At 62.6% G+C, this 18,235-nt stretch carries 16 protein-coding genes; 6 read left to right on the forward strand and 10 right to left on the reverse strand.

Annotation, left to right across the window (positions count from 1 at the left end):
• Positions 1-55 precede the first annotated feature (55 nt).
• From trxA to N4T19_RS06750, 5 genes are all read left to right on the forward strand, one after another.
• A complete protein-coding gene (gene trxA / locus N4T19_RS06730; protein ID WP_027010832.1) occupies positions 56-388 on the forward strand; it encodes a thioredoxin TrxA in 333 nt (110 codons plus the stop codon).
• Between the two features lie 363 nt (positions 389-751).
• Complete coding sequence (gene rho, locus N4T19_RS06735) at positions 752-2,014, forward strand: transcription termination factor Rho (protein ID WP_021026598.1); 1,263 nt, start codon at positions 752-754, stop codon at positions 2,012-2,014.
• A gap of 422 nt (positions 2,015-2,436) precedes the next feature.
• Complete coding sequence (locus tag N4T19_RS06740) at positions 2,437-2,682, forward strand: type B 50S ribosomal protein L31 (RefSeq protein WP_116924174.1); 246 nt, start codon at positions 2,437-2,439, stop codon at positions 2,680-2,682.
• 193 nt (positions 2,683-2,875) lie between these two features.
• Positions 2,876-4,588, forward strand: coding sequence for a hypothetical protein (locus N4T19_RS06745; protein ID WP_260719727.1), 1,713 nt, complete (start codon positions 2,876-2,878; stop codon positions 4,586-4,588).
• Between the two features lie 17 nt (positions 4,589-4,605).
• The gene (locus tag N4T19_RS06750; protein ID WP_116924176.1) at positions 4,606-5,976 is read left to right on the forward strand and encodes an MATE family efflux transporter; all 1,371 of its coding nucleotides are present in this window, start codon (positions 4,606-4,608) and stop codon (positions 5,974-5,976) included.
• On the opposite strand, the gene phoR is transcribed toward N4T19_RS06750, so the two are convergent.
• From phoR to pstS, 7 genes are all read right to left on the reverse strand, one after another.
• Positions 5,973-7,322 (reverse strand): phosphate regulon sensor histidine kinase PhoR, encoded by a 1,350-nt coding sequence (gene phoR / locus N4T19_RS06755; RefSeq protein ID WP_182342152.1) that lies wholly within the window; start codon positions 7,320-7,322, stop codon positions 5,973-5,975. The two genes, N4T19_RS06750 and phoR, sit on opposite strands and share 4 nt — an antisense overlap.
• Positions 7,323-7,429: 107 nt before the next feature.
• On the reverse strand, positions 7,430-8,137 hold the full coding sequence (gene phoB, locus N4T19_RS06760) for a phosphate regulon transcriptional regulator PhoB (protein WP_021026591.1): 708 nt from the start codon (positions 8,135-8,137) through the stop codon (positions 7,430-7,432).
• A gap of 10 nt (positions 8,138-8,147) precedes the next feature.
• Complete coding sequence (gene phoU, locus N4T19_RS06765; protein ID WP_116924178.1) at positions 8,148-8,849, reverse strand: phosphate signaling complex protein PhoU; 702 nt, start codon at positions 8,847-8,849, stop codon at positions 8,148-8,150.
• A 43-nt stretch (positions 8,850-8,892) separates the two neighbouring features.
• Positions 8,893-9,684 (reverse strand): phosphate ABC transporter ATP-binding protein PstB, encoded by a 792-nt coding sequence (gene pstB / locus N4T19_RS06770; RefSeq protein WP_116924179.1) that lies wholly within the window; start codon positions 9,682-9,684, stop codon positions 8,893-8,895.
• A gap of 19 nt (positions 9,685-9,703) precedes the next feature.
• Positions 9,704-10,585: a phosphate ABC transporter permease PstA gene (gene pstA / locus N4T19_RS06775; protein ID WP_182342158.1), complete on the reverse strand. Its 882-nt coding sequence runs from the start codon at positions 10,583-10,585 to the stop codon at positions 9,704-9,706.
• A complete protein-coding gene (gene pstC / locus N4T19_RS06780; protein WP_043339725.1) occupies positions 10,582-11,553 on the reverse strand; it encodes a phosphate ABC transporter permease subunit PstC in 972 nt (323 codons plus the stop codon). Before pstC ends, pstA begins: the two co-directional genes overlap by 4 nt.
• Positions 11,554-11,665: 112 nt before the next feature.
• Positions 11,666-12,703, reverse strand: a complete 1,038-nt coding sequence (pstS, locus tag N4T19_RS06785; RefSeq protein ID WP_182342164.1) for a phosphate ABC transporter substrate-binding protein PstS — start codon at positions 12,701-12,703, stop codon at positions 11,666-11,668.
• Positions 12,704-13,054: 351 nt separating this feature from the next.
• On the opposite strand from pstS, the gene N4T19_RS06790 reads away from it, so the two are divergent.
• A complete protein-coding gene (locus N4T19_RS06790) occupies positions 13,055-14,563 on the forward strand; it encodes a Ppx/GppA phosphatase family protein (protein ID WP_116924182.1) in 1,509 nt (502 codons plus the stop codon).
• Positions 14,564-14,614: 51 nt separating this feature from the next.
• Here N4T19_RS06790 and N4T19_RS06795 read toward each other — a convergent pair whose 3' ends face one another.
• From N4T19_RS06795 to glmM, 3 genes are all read right to left on the reverse strand, one after another.
• The gene (locus tag N4T19_RS06795) at positions 14,615-15,586 is read right to left on the reverse strand and encodes a 2-hydroxyacid dehydrogenase (protein ID WP_409935161.1); all 972 of its coding nucleotides are present in this window, start codon (positions 15,584-15,586) and stop codon (positions 14,615-14,617) included.
• Positions 15,587-15,784: 198 nt separating this feature from the next.
• Positions 15,785-16,615, reverse strand: a complete 831-nt coding sequence (locus tag N4T19_RS06800; protein ID WP_116924184.1) for a GNAT family N-acetyltransferase — start codon at positions 16,613-16,615, stop codon at positions 15,785-15,787.
• 197 nt (positions 16,616-16,812) lie between these two features.
• Entirely contained in the window at positions 16,813-18,147 is a 1,335-nt protein-coding gene (glmM, locus tag N4T19_RS06805) for a phosphoglucosamine mutase (protein ID WP_116924185.1), read from the reverse strand.
• Between the last annotated feature and the right edge of the window lie 88 nt (positions 18,148-18,235).

Raw genomic sequence — 18,235 nt, forward strand, 5'->3', positions numbered from 1 at the left:
GTCCATGGCGCAACCCCTGGCGCCAAAAAACCCAAAATTTAACGAGGAACCTGCCATGTCGGAATCCCTGATCAAGCACACCAACGAAGCCAGCTTTGAAGGCGATGTTCTGCAACCCAACACCAATGTTCTGGTGGACTTCTGGGCCGAATGGTGCGGCCCTTGCAAGCAGATCGCTCCCGTGCTGGAAGAAGTGTCGGTCAGCTACAAGGACAAGCTGCAGATTGCCAAGGTCAATGTCGATGAAAACCGCGCCATCTCGGCCAAGTTCGGCATCCGTGGCATCCCCACGCTGATGCTGTTCAAGAACGGCGAACTGGCTGCCACCAAGGTGGGCGCACTGAACAAGGCCCAATTGACGGCCTTCCTGGACGAGCAACTGGCCTAAATCGAACCGCTGGATGCGCAGCCAGCGCGTCTGCATCCCGGCATGGCTGGCCAGATCTGGCGGCCATCGCCTACAAAGCACGGTTTTGGCCGTGCTTTTTGCATTTTTCAAGCATTTGATTTTTCTGTATTTTTATAAAAAAATCAAAAATCCTAGCCGCTCTCTGTCCCGCCTGATACATATAGTTGATAATTCAGGCAGGATGATCCTGCAGCAACCTGTCTATAATCGACATTTAGATCACCGATCGTATTCCGACCAAGAATAGATCAAGCATGGTCTCCGGCTTCGCGGTCTCCCGCTTATTGCACCGGCTCTGCATCCCCCCTACCTCTAACAGTTACTCCGTTCTGGAGTCTATCCATGCACTTAAATGAGCTCAAGGCACTGCATGTGTCTGAAGTCCTCAAGCTGGCAGAAGAGCTTGAAATTGAAAATACTGGCCGCATGCGCAAACAGGAGTTGATGTTTGCGATCATCAAGAAGCGAGCCAAGGCCGGTGAACAGGTTTTTGCCGATGGCGTTCTGGAAATCCTGCCCGACGGATTTGGCTTTCTGCGAAGCCTCGACACCAGCTTTACCGCCAGCACCGACGATATCTACATCTCCCCCAGCCAGGTGCGCCGCTTCAATCTGCACACCGGCGACATGATCGAAGGCGAAGTGCGCACCCCCAAGGATGGCGAGCGTTACTTTGCCTTGACCAAGCTCGACAAGGTCAACGGCCTGCCTCCCGAGCAAAACAAGCACAAGATGATGTTCGAGAATCTGACGCCGCTGTTCCCCAAGGAACAGATGCGTCTGGAGCGCGACATCAAGGCCGAGGAAAACATCACCGGCCGCCTGATCGACATCATCGCGCCGATTGGCCGTGGCCAGCGCGCACTGATCGTCGCGGCCCCCAAGAGCGGCAAGACGATGATGATGCAAAGCATTGCACACGCCATCACCGCCAACTACCCCGATGTGCACATGATGGTGCTGCTGATCGACGAGCGTCCGGAAGAAGTGACGGAAATGCAGCGCTCGGTCAAGGGCGAGATCATTGCATCGACCTTTGACGAGCCCGCCGCCCGCCACGTGCACGTGGCCGAGATGGTCATCGAGCGCGCCAAGCGCCTGGTGGAAATGGGCCAGGATGTCGTCATCATGCTCGACTCCATCACCCGCCTGGCCCGCGCCTACAACAACGTGGTGCCTTCGTCGGGCAAGGTGCTCTCCGGTGGTGTGGACGCCAATGCGCTGCAGCGCCCCAAGCGCTTCTTTGGCGCGGCCCGCAATGTCGAAGAAGGTGGCTCGCTCACCATCATCGCCACCGCACTGGTCGACACCGGCAGCCGCATGGACGAAGTGATCTTTGAAGAATTCAAGGGCACGGGCAACAGCGAGCTGCACCTGAGCCGCCGTCTGTATGAAAAGCGCGTCTTCCCGGCCATCGAGCTCAACAAGAGCGGCACGCGCCGCGAAGAGATGCTGCTCGCTCCCGAGATCCTGCAAAAGACCCGCATCCTGCGCCAGTTCATGTACAACATGGACGAGATCGAGTCCATGGAACTGATGATCAAGAACATGAAGCAGACCAAGAGCAATGTCGAGTTCTTCGACATGATGCGCCGCGGCGGCTAAACCCCGCCCTGCGCCCACCGGCCTGCCAACCCTCCGCTCAACACGGAGGGTTTTTTCATGCCTGCGCTGGCCTGTGCGTGCCCGCTACCGTCCAGGTCACACCACGGCCCGGTTGCACGGGCAGGCTCGATCACACCAGGCCAGGAGGCCCAGGCGCTGGGACGGCTGGATTTCCCGATGGCGCCCGTCTGGCTGCATGCGGGGCGCAAGCCGGGCTAAAGGCCTTCCCATCAAGGCTTTGCCATGGCGTGGCGTATCCCGCAAATGGACATCAGCCGACTGAAACCCCAGGTTTTGCTGAAAACAAACCCATCCTATGCAATAATGGAGGGCTTTTATTGCGGAAAGTACGCCCAGTTTACTGGGATGCAAAGGTTGCATCCGGCTTGGCACGGCTCCCGCACTTGACCTAAGGAAGAATCATGAAAGAAGGCATTCACCCAGACTACCGCGAAGTGTTGTTCGTGGACCTGTCCAACGGCTTCAAGTTTGTGACCCGCTCGTGCGTGAACACCAAGGAAACCGACACCTTCGAAGGCAAGGAATACCCGCTGTTCAAGCTGGATACCTCGTCTGAGTCGCACCCTTTCTACACCGGCACCCAAAAGTCGGTGGACAACATGGGCGGCCGTGTGGAGCGTTTCCGCAACCGTTTCGGCAAGAAGTAATTTGCTTGGCAAAAGGGCTGCGGGCCGCAAGGCCTGGCGCCCTTTTTGTCTGTGCAATCCAAAGGCAGTGCGACACCGTACTGCCTTTTTTTATTGACCCGCTTGGCGGACCCGCAGACAATGCGCGGTTCTCCTACATTTCTGGTGCAGGGCCTGATAAGCTGCTGAGCCTTGCTCCCTTTGGTAAGCCCGTGTGAATTTTCCGACCCCAGCCATCGTCTCCCAAGCCGCTGTACGCCCTCTGCCGCGTGCACTCCTGCTGCTGCTGTGCCTGGCCTATGTGGTGCCCGGCTTTATCGCCCGCGCACCCTGGAAGACCTTGGACATCACCAGCTATGGCTACGCCTTGGCGCTGGCAGAAGGCCGGACCCCCTGGCTGGCGCCGGAGATTCTGGGCCTGAGCCCGGACACCGAGGGTCTGATCCCCTACTGGCTGGGCGCCTGGGCCATCCAGGCCTTTGGCGACTTCATCTCGCCTGAGCTGGCCAGCCGCCTGCCATTTGCCGCCCTGCTCTGGCTGGCCTTGATGGCCACCTGGTATGCCGTGTACTACCTGGCGCGCAGCCCTGGAGCGGGCCCCGTGGCCTTTGCCTTTGGCGGCGAAGCCAACGAGATTGACTATGCGCGCGCGATGGCCGATGGCGGCCTGCTGGCGCTGATTGCCTGCCTGGGCCTGGCCCAGCCCTCGCACGAGGCCAGCAGCTACGTGGTGCAGCTGTCGGGCGTGTGCTTTGTGTTCTATGCGGCTGCCTGTATTCCCATCCGCTTTGGCACGCCGCTGTGCATAGGCGCGGTAGGCTTGGTGATGCTGGCGCTGAGCGGCGCGCCCACCTATGCGGTCTGCCTGGGTCTGGGCGTGGCCTTGATCCTGGCGCTCACCCCCGTCGATGCCAAGCTGCGCGCGCGCAGCCTGCAGGCCGCAGGCGTCTTTGCCATTTTGGGCGTGGCCGCCTTGCTGCTAGCCGTCTACCTGCACCAGTGGCAATGGCGCATCCTGCCGGCCGAGCATTTCCGCCAGTTGCGCCCGCTGTTTGAGCTGGTGGTCTGGTATGTGTGGCCGGCCTGGCCGCTGGCGCTGTGGTCGCTGTGGATCTGGCGCCGCCAGGTGGCCGACTGGCGCTTTGTGCACCGCCATCTGTGGCTGCCCATCCTGCTGGGCGCCTTGGCGCTGGTCAACACCGTCATCACCACCCCGTCCGATCGCGCGTTGCTGCTGGGCCTGCCCGCGTTTGCCGCGTTGGCCGCTTTTGCGCTGCCCACCTTCCGCCGCGCCATGGCGGCGCTGATCGACTGGTTCACCCTGCTTTTTTTCAGCGCTGCGGCCATCACCATCTGGGTGATCTGGCTGGCGGTCTACACCGGCACCCCAGCCAAGCCAGCGGCCAATGTGGCTCGCATTGCCCCTGATTTTGTCGCGCAGTTCTCGCTGCCGCAGTTTGTCATTGCCGTGCTGGCGACCTTGGCCTGGTGCGCACTGGCCTTCTGGCGCGCGCGCCGCAACCGGCCCGAGATCTGGCGCAGCCTGGTGCTGCCTGCGGGCGGCACCGTGCTCAGCTGGATCTTGCTGATGAGCATCTGGATGCCGATGCTGGACTATGGCCGCAGCTACACCGCCCAGGTGCAGGCGCTGGGCAAGGTGCTTCCCGCCCCCGCATCGGCCGGCTGCGTGGCCGCCTGGGGCCTGAGCCGCTCGCAGATTGTGGCCATGCAGGCCCAGGGCGGCTGGCAGCTCAAGACCTTGACCGACCCCACCAGCGCATCGTGCAACTGGCTGGCCATGCCGCTCGAATCACAGCGCACCCCGAGCAACGAGGTGCTGGGCCCTGAGTGGAAGCGCCTGGCGGCCGTTGCCCGCCCGACCGACAAGAACGCGGAGATCGTCATCTACCGTCGTCAACCGGGTTGAAGGCGCGTATGCGGGAGATGTTGACGCGCCTGCTGGCAGGCCGCGATATGCGGGTGCTGGCCAAACATGCGGGCACGGTGTTTGTCGGCCAGATCGCCGTGATGGGCTTTGGCGTGGTCGACACCATCGTTGCCGGCCGCCATGCCGAGGCGTCTTTGGCCGCGCTGTCGGTGGGCTCGGCCATCTTTGTGACGGTCTATGTCTCTTTGATGGGCCTTTTGCAGGCACTGATGCCGATCTGGTCGGAGATGCACGGCGCGCGCCGCCACGGCGACATTGGCGCATCGCTGCGCCAGTCTCTCTACATCTGCCTGGCCGCCACCTTGCTGGGCTGGGCCGTGCTGTTCAATCCCGCGCCCATCCTGCGCTGGACCGAGGTGCCGCAGGAGTTGCAGTCGCTGGTCAAAAGCTACCTGGCCATCATCGGCTGGAGCCTGCCGGCTGCGCTGCTGTTCCGCATTTTCAGCACCTTGAGCCAGTCGCTGGGCAAACCCAAGATGGTCACCTGGCTGCAGGCCATGTCCCTTCTCGTCAAGCTGCCGCTGTCCATCTGGTTCACCTTTGGCGGCCTGGGCCTGGCACCGATGGGCGTGCTGGGCTGCGCCTGGGCCACGTTCTTGGTCAATTTCCTGCTCTGCGGCCTGGGCTGGTGGCTGCTGCGCAGCCAGTCCGTCTATGCGCCTGCCGATATCTGGCGCCCACTGGAGCGCCCGCACTGGCCCACCTTGGCGCAGTTTGCGCAGCTGGGCGTGCCGGCCAGCCTGTCGATCCTGGTCGAGATCACCTCGTTCACGCTGATGGCGCTCTACGTGGCACGCATGGGCACGGCTTCGTCGGCCGCGCACCAGATTGCGGCCAATGTCACGGCGCTGATGTACATGGTGCCGCTGTCACTCGCCATTGCGACCAGCGCGCGCGCCAGCTATTGGCGGGGTGCGGGCGATGAGGCGCGGGCGCGCCAGGTGGTGTTTCTGGGCCTGTTTGCCGCGATGGGCTTGGCCACCACACTGGCGCTGCTGGTCTGGCTCGCCAAAGGCTGGATTGTGCCCATCTACACCGCAACGCCCGAGGTCGCGGCCATCGCGCTGGGCCTGCTGGGCTGGGTCAGCCTCTACCACCTGGCCGATGCCAGCCAGACCGTGTCCATCTTTGTGCTGCGCAGCTACCGCATCACCGTGATGCCCTTGCTGGTGTACTGCAGCCTGCTCTGGGGCGTAGGCCTGTGGGGTGGATTTCAGCTGGCCTACCACGGCATCGCCGGCCGCCCGGCGATGGACTCCCCCATCGCTTTTTGGATGTGTGCGGCCTATGCGCTGGTACTGGCAGCGGCCTGCTTTTTGGTCTTGCTGCAGCGCGTCACCAAAAACGCGGTGCGGCAAAGCGCCTAAACGAGCTCCTCGGTCAGCTGCTTGCGCACGCGCGATGGTGGAAACACCACGCTGAACTCCGACCCCTTGCCGATCGTGCTGCGAATCTGCAGCTGCGCGCCGTGGCGCTGCAGCACATGCTTGACGATGGCCAGGCCCAGGCCCGTGCCGCCGGTATCGCGCGAGCGGCTGCGGTCGAGGCGGTAGAAACGTTCGGTCAGGCGCGGGATATGCTCGGGCGCAATGCCCGGGCCGGTGTCGGTCACACTGACCCGCCCCGAGCCATCGGGCTGGCGCGTGAACTGCACACGGATTTCGCCGCCCGCCGGCGTGTAGCGCACGGCGTTGTTGACCAGGTTGGACAGCGCGCTTTGCAGCTCATTGCCGGCACCGGCGAGCTCGTAGTGGCCGGCATCGGCATCTTCTTGCGGAAAGAACAGCTGCAAGGGCTTGTCGCCATCCTTGGCGATCATGCGTGCCAGGCCATGCGCATCTTCTTCGCAGCGCTTGAGCAGGCTGCCCACACTGACCCATTCGTTGAGGCTGGGCGGCGGGTTGCCCTCCAGGCGCGACAAGGTCAGCAGATCGACCACCAGCCCCTGCATGCGGTGGGCCTGGTTGGACATCAGCGCCAAGTACTGGGTGCGCTCCTCTGCGCTCAGCGGCAGGGTCTGCAGCGTTTCAATGAAGCCGGTCAGCACCGTCAGCGGCGTGCGGATCTCGTGCGAGACGTTGGCCACAAAGTCGCGCCGCATCGCATCGGCCAGCTCCAGCGAGGTGACATCGCGCGAGAGCAGCAGCTTGCGGTTGCCGCCATAGGGGAACATCTGCACCGACATGCGCATCGGGCTGGCCGCGCGCATTACCGGGCTGACCATCACCACATCCTTGCTGAAGTTGTTGGCGTTGAAATAGCCGATGAACTCCGGCGCGCGCACCAGGTTGGTGATGACCTGCATATGGTCGCGCTCGAGGTTGAAGCCGAAGTGGTCGCACGCGGTCTGGTTGCACCACTCGATATGGCTGTGCTCGTCGAGCAGCACCACGCCATTGGGCGAGGCCTGGATGGCCGTCAGCACCTGGTGCAGCCGGTCATCGGACTGCGCCTCGTTCTTTTGCAGCTGGCGCACCAGGCGCCGCGCCCGGTCGGCCGCCTCGCCCCACATGCCCATCAGCTGCGGGGCGCTGTCCGCGTCGCCATGCCGCAGCCAGCCCACCACCTTGTTGCCGCGCCACACATCCACCACAAACCAGCACCAGGCGCCTAAGATGGCCGCCAACAGTGCGCCGGGCAACTGCCCCAGCCACCAGCCCAGGGCCGCGCCCAGGGCCTGAAAAAACAAAAAACTGACAATGCGAAACAGCATGCAGGCCTAACGCTCAAAAACAAAAAAAGCTGCGACCAGCGCAGCCTACAAAAAAGAGCAAGCTGCCCGAATGCGGAAGTATCCCCGCATCACAGGCAGGCTGCAAGCTAAGCGCGCTGCAGCGCCTGGGGCTGGCCGGTGATGCGGTAGCCGGCCCCACGTACGGTCTCCACCATCACATTGGCAGCGCCCAAGGCCTCGCGCAGACGCTTGACATGGACGTCCACGGTGCGCTCCTCGATGAACACATGGTCGCCCCAGACCTTGTCGAGCAGCTGCGAGCGCGAGTGCACACGCTCGGCATGCTTCATCAAAAAGTGCAGCAGCTTGAACTCGGTGGGGCCGAGCTTGAGCAGCTCACCCTGGAACGTGACACGGTGCGTGGCCGCGTCCAGCACCAGCTCACCAATCGTCACACTGTCGTTGACCTGCTCGGGAATGCGCCGGCGCAGCACCGCACGGATGCGGGCCAGCAATTCCTGCGTGGAAAAAGGCTTGGTGATGTAGTCATCGGCACCGGCATCGAGCCCGGCGATCTTGTCAGGCTCGTCGCCGCGGGCGGTCAGCATGATGATGGGAATGCCCTTGACGCGGGCATCCGCACGCCATTTGCGCGCCAGCGACAGGCCGCTTTGGCCCGGCAGCATCCAGTCCAGCAAGATCACATCGGGCAGCACCGCGTCCAATTCGCGCTGTGCGGCATCACCATCCTCTGCCCAGATCGGCAGGCAGCCGTTGTGTCGCAGGTTCACCGCGATCAGCTCGGCAATCGCGGGCTCGTCTTCGACAATGAGTACGCGTGGCAGTTTTTTCATAACTCAGACTCTACAAAACACTCGATTCGATTTCTTGCATGGTGGTGTGGCGCACATCGATACCCTTGACCAGGTAAATGATGAGCTCGGCAACGTTTTTCGAGTGGTCACCGATGCGCTCGATCGCCTTGGCCAGGAACAGCAGGTCCAGGCTCGGGGAGATCTTGCGCGGATCTTCCATCATGTAGGTGATGAGCTTGCGCACAAAACCGTCGAACTCGGCATCGATCAGGTCGTCTTCCTTGAGGATCGACACGGCCGCCGTGGTGTCCAGGCGGGCAAAGGCGTCCAAGGTCTTGCGCAGCAGGCCCGAGGCGAGCTCGGCAGCCACACGCAGGTCCGACGTGGGCAGCGAGCGGGCGGCGCCGCTGTCGATGATGGAGCCGACCATGCGGGCCATCTTGTGCGCCTCGTCACCCATGCGCTCCAGATTGGCCGTGGCCTTGGAGAACGCGATCAGCAGGCGCAGATCACGGGCCGTGGGCTGGCGGCGCGCAATGATGGTCGAGAGTTCGTAGTCGATGTCCACTTCCAGCTGGTTGACGCGCTTTTCCTGCTCTTCGACCCTGGCGACGGCCTCGGTGCTGAACTGCGACAGCGCGTAGATGGCCTGCTGGATCTGGGATTCGACCAGGCCGCCCAACTCCATCACCCGGGAGGAGATGCTGTTGAGTTCGCTGTCGAACTGTGATGAGAGATGTTTTTCCGTCATATCAGGCTCTTTTCGTTGTAGTGGAGGGCGTGACCGCGCGGGCTTAGCCGAAACGACCGGTAATGTAGTCTTCGGTCTCTTTGCGCTGGGGCTTGAAGAACATCTGCTCAGTGGCACCGAACTCCATCAGGCTGCCCAGGTACATGTAGGCGGTGAAATCGCTGCAGCGCGCGGCCTGCTGCATGTTGTGGGTCACGATCACCACGGTGTAGTCGTCTTTCAGCTCAGCGATCAGCTCTTCGATCTTGGCCGTGGAGATGGGGTCCAGCGCCGAGCAAGGCTCGTCGAGCAGCAGCACTTCGGGCTTGATCGCGATACCGCGGGCAATGCACAGGCGCTGCTGCTGACCACCGGACAGGCCCGAGCCGCTTTGGCCCAGCTTGTCCTTGACTTCGGTCCACAGCGCAGCCTTGCGCAGCGCCCATTCCACGCGCTCTTCCATGTCGCTCTTGCTCAGGTCCTCGAACAGCTTCACACCAAAGGCGATGTTGTCGTAGATGGACATCGGGAACGGCGTGGGCTTTTGGAAGACCATGCCAACCTTGGCGCGGATCAGGGCCACATCCTGCTTGCTGGTCAGCAGGTTTTCACCATCCAGACCAATATGGCCTTCGGCGCGCTGCTCGGGATAGAGCTCGTACATGCGGTTGAAGGTGCGCAGCAAGGTGGACTTGCCGCAGCCCGAGGGACCGATGAAGGCCGTGACCTTGTTTTCCGGGATTTCCAGGTTGATGTTCTTGAGCGCATGGAACTTGCCGTAGTAGAAGTTCAGGTCGCGCACCGAGATCTTGGAGTTCAGTGCACTGGCGTTAGCCGCATTGGTTTTTGTCAACATAGGGTTCACCTGTGAATACTTATTTTTGGCGCGCCATGCTGCGCGCAAGAATGTTCAGACCCAGCACGGCCAGCGTGATCAGGAAGACACCTGCCCAGGCCAGTTGCTGCCAGTTTTCATAAGGGCTCATCGCAAACTTGAAGATGGTGACCGGCAGGCTCGCCATCGGCTTGGACAAGTCGGTGTTCCAGAACTGGTTGTTCAGTGCGGTGAAAAGCAGCGGAGCGGTTTCGCCAGCGATACGGGCCACGGCCAGCAGCACACCGGTGATGACACCGGCACGGGCGGCACGCAAGGTCACCATGCTGATCACCTTCCACTTGGGCGTGCCCAGTGCGTAGGCCGCTTCACGCAGGCTCGAAGGCACCAGGATCAGCATGTTCTCGGTGGTACGGATGACCACCGGAATCACGATCAGCGCCAGCGCAACCACACCGGCATAGCCCGAGAAGCTCTTGAAGCGGATCACGATCATCGAGTAGACGAACAGACCGATCACGATCGACGGAGCCGACAGCAGAATGTCGTTGACAAAGCGGGTCACCGATGCGAGCCAGCCGGTCTTGTTGTACTCGGCCAGGTAGATACCGGCCATCACACCGATGGGCGTGCCCACGAAGGTGGCCAGGGTCACCATCACCAGCGAGCCCCAGATGGCGTTGGCGATACCGCCAATTTCATTGGGAGCCGGGGTCATCTGGGTGACCAGGGCCACACTCAGACCGCCCACGCCCAGGCGCAGGGTTTCCCACAGAATCCAGATCAGCCAGAACACGCCAAAGGCCATGGCTGCGAGGGACAGGGCAATCGCGACCTGGTTGACGCGGTTGCGTGCTCGGTACTTGGCAGCGCGCTGGCTGGCCAGATCGGATGCCTGGATCAAGCTTTCTCCGGTGGTCATGAACGGGCTCCTTCATTCTTTTGCAGGCGGCTCAGCATAAATTTGGAGCAGGCCAGGACGATGAACGTGATGAAAAACAAGGCCAGGCCCAGGTAGATCAGCGATGCCTGGTGCAGGCCTTCACCGGCTTCGGCGAACTCATTGGCCAGCGCCGAGGTAATGCTGTTGGCCGCTTCAAAGATGGACAGCGAGTTGAGCTGGTTCATATTACCGATCACGAAGGTGACGGCCATGGTCTCGCCCAGTGCACGGCCCAGACCCAGCATCACGCCACCGAACACGCCGGTCTTGGTGTAGGGCAGCACGACTTTCCACATCACTTCCCAGGTGGTCGAGCCCAGGCCGTACGCCGATTCCTTGAGAAGAGCGGGGGTGACTTCGAACACATCGCGCATCACCGATGCGATGAAGGGGATGACCATGATGGCCAGGATCACGCCGGCCGAGAAAATACCGATACCCACGGGTGGGCCGGAGAAGAAGGCTTCCATATAAGGAACGCCTTGGAACAGGTTCTGCAGCGGCTGCTGCACATAGGTGGCCAGCAAGGGGCCAAACACCATCAAGCCCCACATACCGTAGACGATGGAAGGCACGGCAGCGAGCAGTTCCACGGCGGTACCCAGCGGGCGCTTGAGCCAGACGGGGGAGAGTTCGGTGAGGAACAGCGCAATGCCAAAGCTCACGGGCACGGCGATCAGCATCGCGATGAACGAGGTGGCCAAGGTGCCATAGATCATCACCAGACCACCGTAGCGGTTCTGGACGGGATCCCATTCGCTGTTGAAGAAAAATCCGATGCCGTATTCACGGATGGCAGGCCAGGCGCCGACGATCAGCGAGCCCATGATGGCCAACAGCAGGGCCAGCGTCAGCACCGCAGCGCCACGGGCGAGGAACGCAAAAAAGCCGTCAGCGACGGAGTTGGAGAGCCAAGGCTTGCGCGTTGGCGGTTGGCTGGATTGCATCTGCGCTTTGCCGGCGGCAACCGTTTTGTTTTGAACAGGAAAGGATGTCGACACGTTTGATTCCATTCAGTGTGGAAAAGGGCCGCTACCCGAGCGACCCATCATTTTCGACTTACTTGGCGAACACAGCCTTGCCGCTGCCGTCCTTGATCTCGCCCCAGGACTTGTAGATGATGTCCTTGACGCTGGCTGGCATGGGCACATAGTCCAGGCCGTCAGCAGTGCCATCACCAGAGGTGTAAGCCCACTCGAAGAACTTCAGCGAGGTGGTGCCCTGGGCTGGCTTTTCCTGCAGCTTGCGCATCAGGATGAAGGTGGCCGAGGTGATAGGCCATGCATCCTTGCCAGGCTGGTTGTTCAGGATCTGGTAGAAGCTCTTGTTCCAGTCGGCACCGGCAGCAGCGGCCTTGAAGTTGGCGCTTTCCGGGCTGACAAAGTTGCCATCGGCGTTTTGCAGCTGGGCGAAGACCATCTTGTTTTGCTTGACGTAGGCGTATTCCACGTAGCCGATGGAGTTGGGCAGGCGGCCCACATAGGCGGCCACGCCTTCGTTGCCCTTGCCACCGGCACCGGTAGGCCAGTTCACGGCAGCGCCCTCACCCACTTTTTCCTTCCACTCGGTATTGACCTTGGAGAGGTAGTTGGTGAAGCCGAAGGTCGTGCCCGAGCCGTCAGCGCGGCGCACCGGAGCGATGGTGGCATCTGGCAGCGCCACGCCGGGGTTCAGCTTGGTGATCGCTGGGTCATTCCACTTGGTGATCTTGCCCAGGTAGATGTCGCCCAGCACTTGGCCGTTGAGCTTGAGTTGACCGGGGGTGATGCCCTTGATGTTGACCACGGGCACAATGCCGCCGATCACGGTGGGGAACTGCACCAGACCCTTTTGTGCCAGCTCTTCATCCTTCAAAGGCATGTCGGAGGCACCGAAGTCCACGGTCTTGGCATCGATTTGCTTGATGCCAGCGCTCGAACCCACCGATTGGTAGTTGATCTTGACGCCAGTGGCCTTGTTGTAGTCGGCAGCCCACTTGGAATACAGTGGAGCTGGGAAGCTTGCACCGGCACCCGTAGCCTCTTCGGCCTGCACCTGGGCAAACGCACCGGCGGCAACCAGACCAGCAACCAGCACTCGAATCGCGGACACTTTCATGAAAACTCCTGTTGGTGATGAAACGCAATGGAGTGAACTGTAAAAAATGTATATGACACTGGCATGACATTTTTCACCCCATTTGCCTCTGAAGGGGATCGATGTCACACAACAACAGCGCATAAGATTGTCATATTAGATTCACGGGAAAGACTTACTTTTAAGTTTTGTCAGCATGCCGCTGTATAGCGGACGTACACAGGAGACGAGGGATCCTGTGCAAAGCCCTCGCCAAGCGGAAGAACGCGGACAGTCTAAGACCGCGCACAGCCCACGGCAGGGAGCTTTGCACAGGGTGCTCAGGTGCTATGCTGCCTGCCTAGACTGCAGAACCGATAGATGACGACACTTATGCTTGATGGCACCTTGCTTGCCGCGGTGGATCTGGGATCCAATAGTTTCCGCCTGGAAGTTGGCCGCTATGCCGCGGGCCATATTGAACGCGTGCAATATTTCAAGGAGATGGTCCGCCAGGGCGCCGGTCTCGATGAGCAAGGCCTGCTGACGGCCGAGGCCATGCAGCGCGGCTGGGATTGCCTGGCGCGCTTTGCCGAGCGCCTGCAGGGCTTTCCTGCCGCCCATGTGCGCGCCGTAGCCACCCAGACCTTGCGCGAAGCGCGCAACAGCGATGTCTTCATCCAGCGCGCCAACCAGATTCTGGGTTACCCGATCAGCATCATCTCCGGGCCGGAAGAAGCGCGCCTGATCTACCAGGGCGCGGCCCACTCGCTGCCCCCATCGGACGAGCGCCGCCTGGTGGTCGATATCGGCGGCCGCTCCACCGAGCTGATCCTGGGCCAGCGCTACAGCTCGCAGCGCGTGGCCTCCTTCCCCGTGGGCAGCGTGGCCTGGTCGCTGCGCTATTTCCCCCAGGGTGAGTTCAGCAAATCGGCGCTGAAAACCGCGCAGATCGCCGCCCAGGCGGTGATGGAAGAAGCAGCCCACCATTTTGTGCCCGGCAGCTGGGACTGCGCCTATGGCACCTCGGGCACGGCCAACGCGATTGCCGATGTGCTGGCGCTGCACGGCGGCCAGCCCGACGTGGTCACGCGCGAGCAACTGCACTGGCTCTGCGACCAATTGCTGGCCGCCGGCAATGCCAGCGAGCTGCGGCTCGAAGGCCTCAAGGAAGAGCGCCGGGCGGTGATTGGCGGCGGCGTGACCGTGCTTTGCGCGGTGTTTGATCTGCTGCAGATCGGGGAGCTGCGCATTGCCAGCGGCGCGCTGCGCCAGGGCCTGCTGCGCGACATGGTGCAGCACGAGGAGTTCAGCGATATCCGCCACCGCACTATCGCCGCGCTCAAGGAGCGCTACCAGGTCGATCGCACCCAAGCGGGCCGCGTGCAGCGCACTGCCGCCACCTTGTACGAGCAGGCACGCCGCTATGCGGGTTCGACCGCGCCGGCCGAGCTGCAGTCGCCGATGCTCGACTGGGCCAGCCAGCTCCATGAGATCGGCTGCCTCATCTCCCACACCGACCACCACCACCACGGCGCCTATGTGCTGGGCCACAGCGATGTGCCCGGCTTTACGCAAACCGAGCTGTCCCACCTGGCAGCCCTGGTGCTGGCGCAGAGAGGCAAGCTGCGCAAGGTCGATGCCTTCTTGCAGGACCGCGATTTTGCGCTGGAGCTGCTGTGCCTGCGCCTCGCGACCCTGCTGTGCCATGCGCGCCGCGACCCGGCGCTCGACCAGATCTGCCTGCGTGACAAGACCGAAAAGTGGTCGCTCAAGGTAGCCCCCGGCTGGGCCGAGCAGTTTCCGCAATCGGCCTACCTGCTGGGCGAGGAGGTGCTGGCCTGGCAGAAGACGCCCTACCCCTTCCAGTTCAAGCAGGCGCTGGGCATCACCGCCAAATAAGGCGCGGCACACCCAGGCCGGTGACCGCATGGGTGTTTTTTCTGCCGAGCCTTAAGCGCCCAGATTCACGGGCGCGACGGCGCCCTTGCCCGAGAACACACCCGTCAGGTTGCCGATGAACTGCGTCAGGCTCGCCTGGGTGGCCTCTGGCGACCAGCCCGCCACATGGGGCGTGATGAGGATGTTGGGCAGGTCGATCAGCGGCTCGGGGCGATGCGGCTCACTCTCATAGACATCAATGCCGGCACCGGCAATGGTGCCGTCCTTCAAGGCGGCCGCCAGCGCCAGCGTATCGACCACCGAGCCCCGCGCGATATTGATCAGGTAACCCTGGGGGCCCAGCGCCTGCAGAATCTCTGCATTGACCAGGTGCTTGGTGCCCGGTCCGCCCGGCGTGGCGCAGACCAGGATGTCGGCCCAGCTGGCCAGCGCATGCAGCGAATCGAAATAGCGGTGGCCCACCCCTGCCTTGGGCTGGCGGTTGTGGTAGCCCACCGGCATGTCAAAGCCTTCAGCACGCCTGGCAATCTTCAGGCCGATATGGCCCAGGCCCAGAATGCCCAGCTTCTTGCCCGACACGCTGGGCGGATGGGCCAGGCTGTAGCGGTCGACACCGGCGCGGGCCTGCTGGTCCAGGGTGCGGAAGTTGCGCATCGACGCCAGAATCAGGCCAAAGCTGTGGTCGGCCACGCTGGTGTCGTTGGTGCCCGCCCCGGTCGCCAGCACAATGCCGCGTGCGCGCAGTGCATCGAGCGCCAAGCCTTCATAGCCGGCACCCAAGGTGCAGGCCAGGCGCAGCTGCGGCATCTGGGCGATTTCCTCGGCCGTGAGGCCAATCGAGCCAATGGTCAACACGGCCTGTGCCTGGGCGCCGTGCGAGGCCACCGCGCTGGCGCGCAGCTCGGGGGTGGGTGCATACACCACGTCAGCATGCGCGCGGATCTGGTCGAGCAGCGGCTCGGCCATGGGGTTGAACACCAGCAAGGTAATCGGCGGTTGTGGGGATTGCGAGAGAGAGCTCACCATAGGTCCTTTGGATAGCAAAAAACACTGCTTGCAGCACAAGCAGTGTTTTGATTATGAGGACTTTCCACTAGGGCTATATGCATCCATTCTGTATGCCTACGTTGCCGCCTTGGAATGGATCCGAGAGGTGAACCGTCACTTGCGTCCGGCATCCTTCAGAAGGGGATGCGCAGCGCTAGCAAGCGGCTTGCGCCATCAACCCAGAAAGTGCTTGCGGTAGCGCGCAGGCAGGCGGTCGAGCTGCATCAGCATCGGCAGATCAGCGGTGTTGAAGTCCGGATCCCAGGCCGGCGCGCCGATCACCTCGGTGCCGACCCGCAGATAGCCCTTGATGAGCGCAGGCGGCTCTACATCGACCTGGTCATTGAGTTGCCCCAGCGGCAGCGGCAGGTGCGGCACGACGCTGTATTCCTGGGAGATCTGGCCCTTGGCTAGCAGCTGGCGCCAGATGCTGGCAGCGGCATCGCCACTGACAATGCCGTTGTGCCACATGGGGATGCTCGCGCAGCCCATCATCACATCGAGCTTGTTACGCAGCATGAAGCTGGCCAGCGCGCCCCAAAGCGCCATGATCACCCCGCCCTGGCGGTAGTCCGGATGCACGCAGCTGCGGCCGAGTTCCACCATGCGCGGGCGCAATGCATCAATGGCGCTCAGGTCAAACTCTCCGTCAGAATAGGTGCGGCCGGCGCGCAGGGCCTGCGCGGGGGTCAGCAGGCGGTAGGTGCCGATCACCTGCTTGCTCTGGCCCTGGCGCACCAGCAGGTGCTCGCAGTAGTCATCAAAGCCGTCGACATCATGGCCTTCCAGGCTGGTTTGCAGCTGCGCGCCCATCTCGCCGGCAAAAATCTGGTGGCGCAGACGCTGGGCTTCGCGCACCTCGTCGAGGTGGCAGGCCCAGGAGACCTCGATGTCCAGCGGGTTGGCCGCCGCGGCGGTTGCAGGCAGGCTGGCCTGCGGTTTCGGCGCCGAGGGCGTGACAATGGCGGTCTCGGATGCGCTGAAAAAGCTGTGTTTGTTGTGCATGGCAGAGCTCCTGTAGCGCCCTGCCGCCCTTGCATGGTGCCAGACCGCCGTGCGGCCCCGGCTGCTCGACGGGCTGATACAGAGCGCCTTCAGTGTCCTGCGCGCAGATGACAGTGCCATGTGCAAAACATGACAGTTGCATGACGCTGTGTGCCTACCACAGCACCCTCAATGGGCTGCGCGCACGCAGCCGCTCGTCAGGATTGGCGGGCCACTTCGGCCAGCTGCTCGGCGCAGCGGCTGGCCTGGGCCGCATCAAAGGCCTCGACCATCACGCGCAGCAGCGGCTCGGTGCCGCTGGGCCGGATCAGCACCCGGCCCTGGCCGGCAAAGTCGTCGGTGATGCTGCGCTCCAACTCAAACAGCTGGTGGTTGTTGCGCCAGTCCTGCCCGGGCTGCAGGCGCACATTGAGCAGCACCTGGGGGCACAGATCCACGCCGTCGAGCTGCTCGGCCACGCTCTGGTTGCGGCTCACGCAGGCCTGCAGCACCTGCAGGGCACTCACCAGGCCGTCACCCGTGGTGTGCTTGTCCAGCGCCAGCAGGTGGCCCGAGCCCTCACCGCCCAGCACCCAATTGCGGCGCTGCAGCTCTTCGAGCACATAGCGGTCACCGACCTTGGCGCGCACCAGCTCCACGCCCTGCTTTTGCAAGGCCGCCTCAACAGCCAGGTTGGTCATCAAGGTGCCCACGACGCCGGGCAGCTTCTTGCCCCGGCGCAGCCGGTCCATGGCCATCAGGTAGAGCAGCTCATCGCCGTTGTAGAGCCGTCCCTTGGCATCGACCAGCTGCAGCCGATCGGCATCACCATCGAGCGCCACGCCCAGATCGGCGCCGTTGGAGCGCACCGAGCGCACCAGCGCATCGGGGTGGGTAGCCCCCACATCCTGGTTGATATTGAGGCCGTCCGGATTGCAGCCAATGGTGATGACCTCGGCGCCCAGCTCATGGAAGACCTTGGGCGCAATATGGTAGGCCGCGCCGTGGGCCGCATCGACCACGATCTTGAGTCCGCGCAAGGTCAGCCGGTGGTCAAAGGTGCTCTTGCAAAATTCGATATAGCGGCCTGCGGCATCGTCGAGGCGGCGGGCCTTGCCCAGTGCTGCGGACGGCACCCAGTCAAAGCCCTCCATCAACGCCGCTTCCACCGACTCTTCCCAGCTGTCGGGCAGCTTGGCGCCCTCGGCGCTGAAGAACTTGATGCCGTTGTCGTCAAAAGGGTTGTGGCTGGCGCTGATGACCACGCCCAGACTGGCGCGCTGGGCGCGCGTGAGGTAGGCCACGCCAGGGGTCGGCAAGGGGCCCAGCAGCACCACATCGACACCGGCCGAATTGAGGCCCGACTCCAGTGCGCTTTCGAGCATATAACCCGAGATGCGCGTGTCCTTGCCGATCAGCACCGTCGGGCGCTCCTGCTCACGGCGCAGCACCCGGCCCACGGCATGGCCCAGGCGAAGCACAAAGTCAGGGGTGATCGGTGGCTTGCCTACCGTGCCACGGATGCCATCGGTTCCAAAATACTGTCGTGCCATAGTGTTCTTGCTTGTTGGGGGCCTGAGAGAAAGTGAAAAGGCGCCATCGGTGGTTTATGGCGCAGTAGCAGTGTAGCGCCTGACCAAC

Origin of the sequence: Comamonas squillarum (genome assembly GCF_025309455.1) — a bacterium.
Lineage (GTDB): Bacteria > Pseudomonadota > Gammaproteobacteria > Burkholderiales > Burkholderiaceae_C > Comamonas > Comamonas squillarum.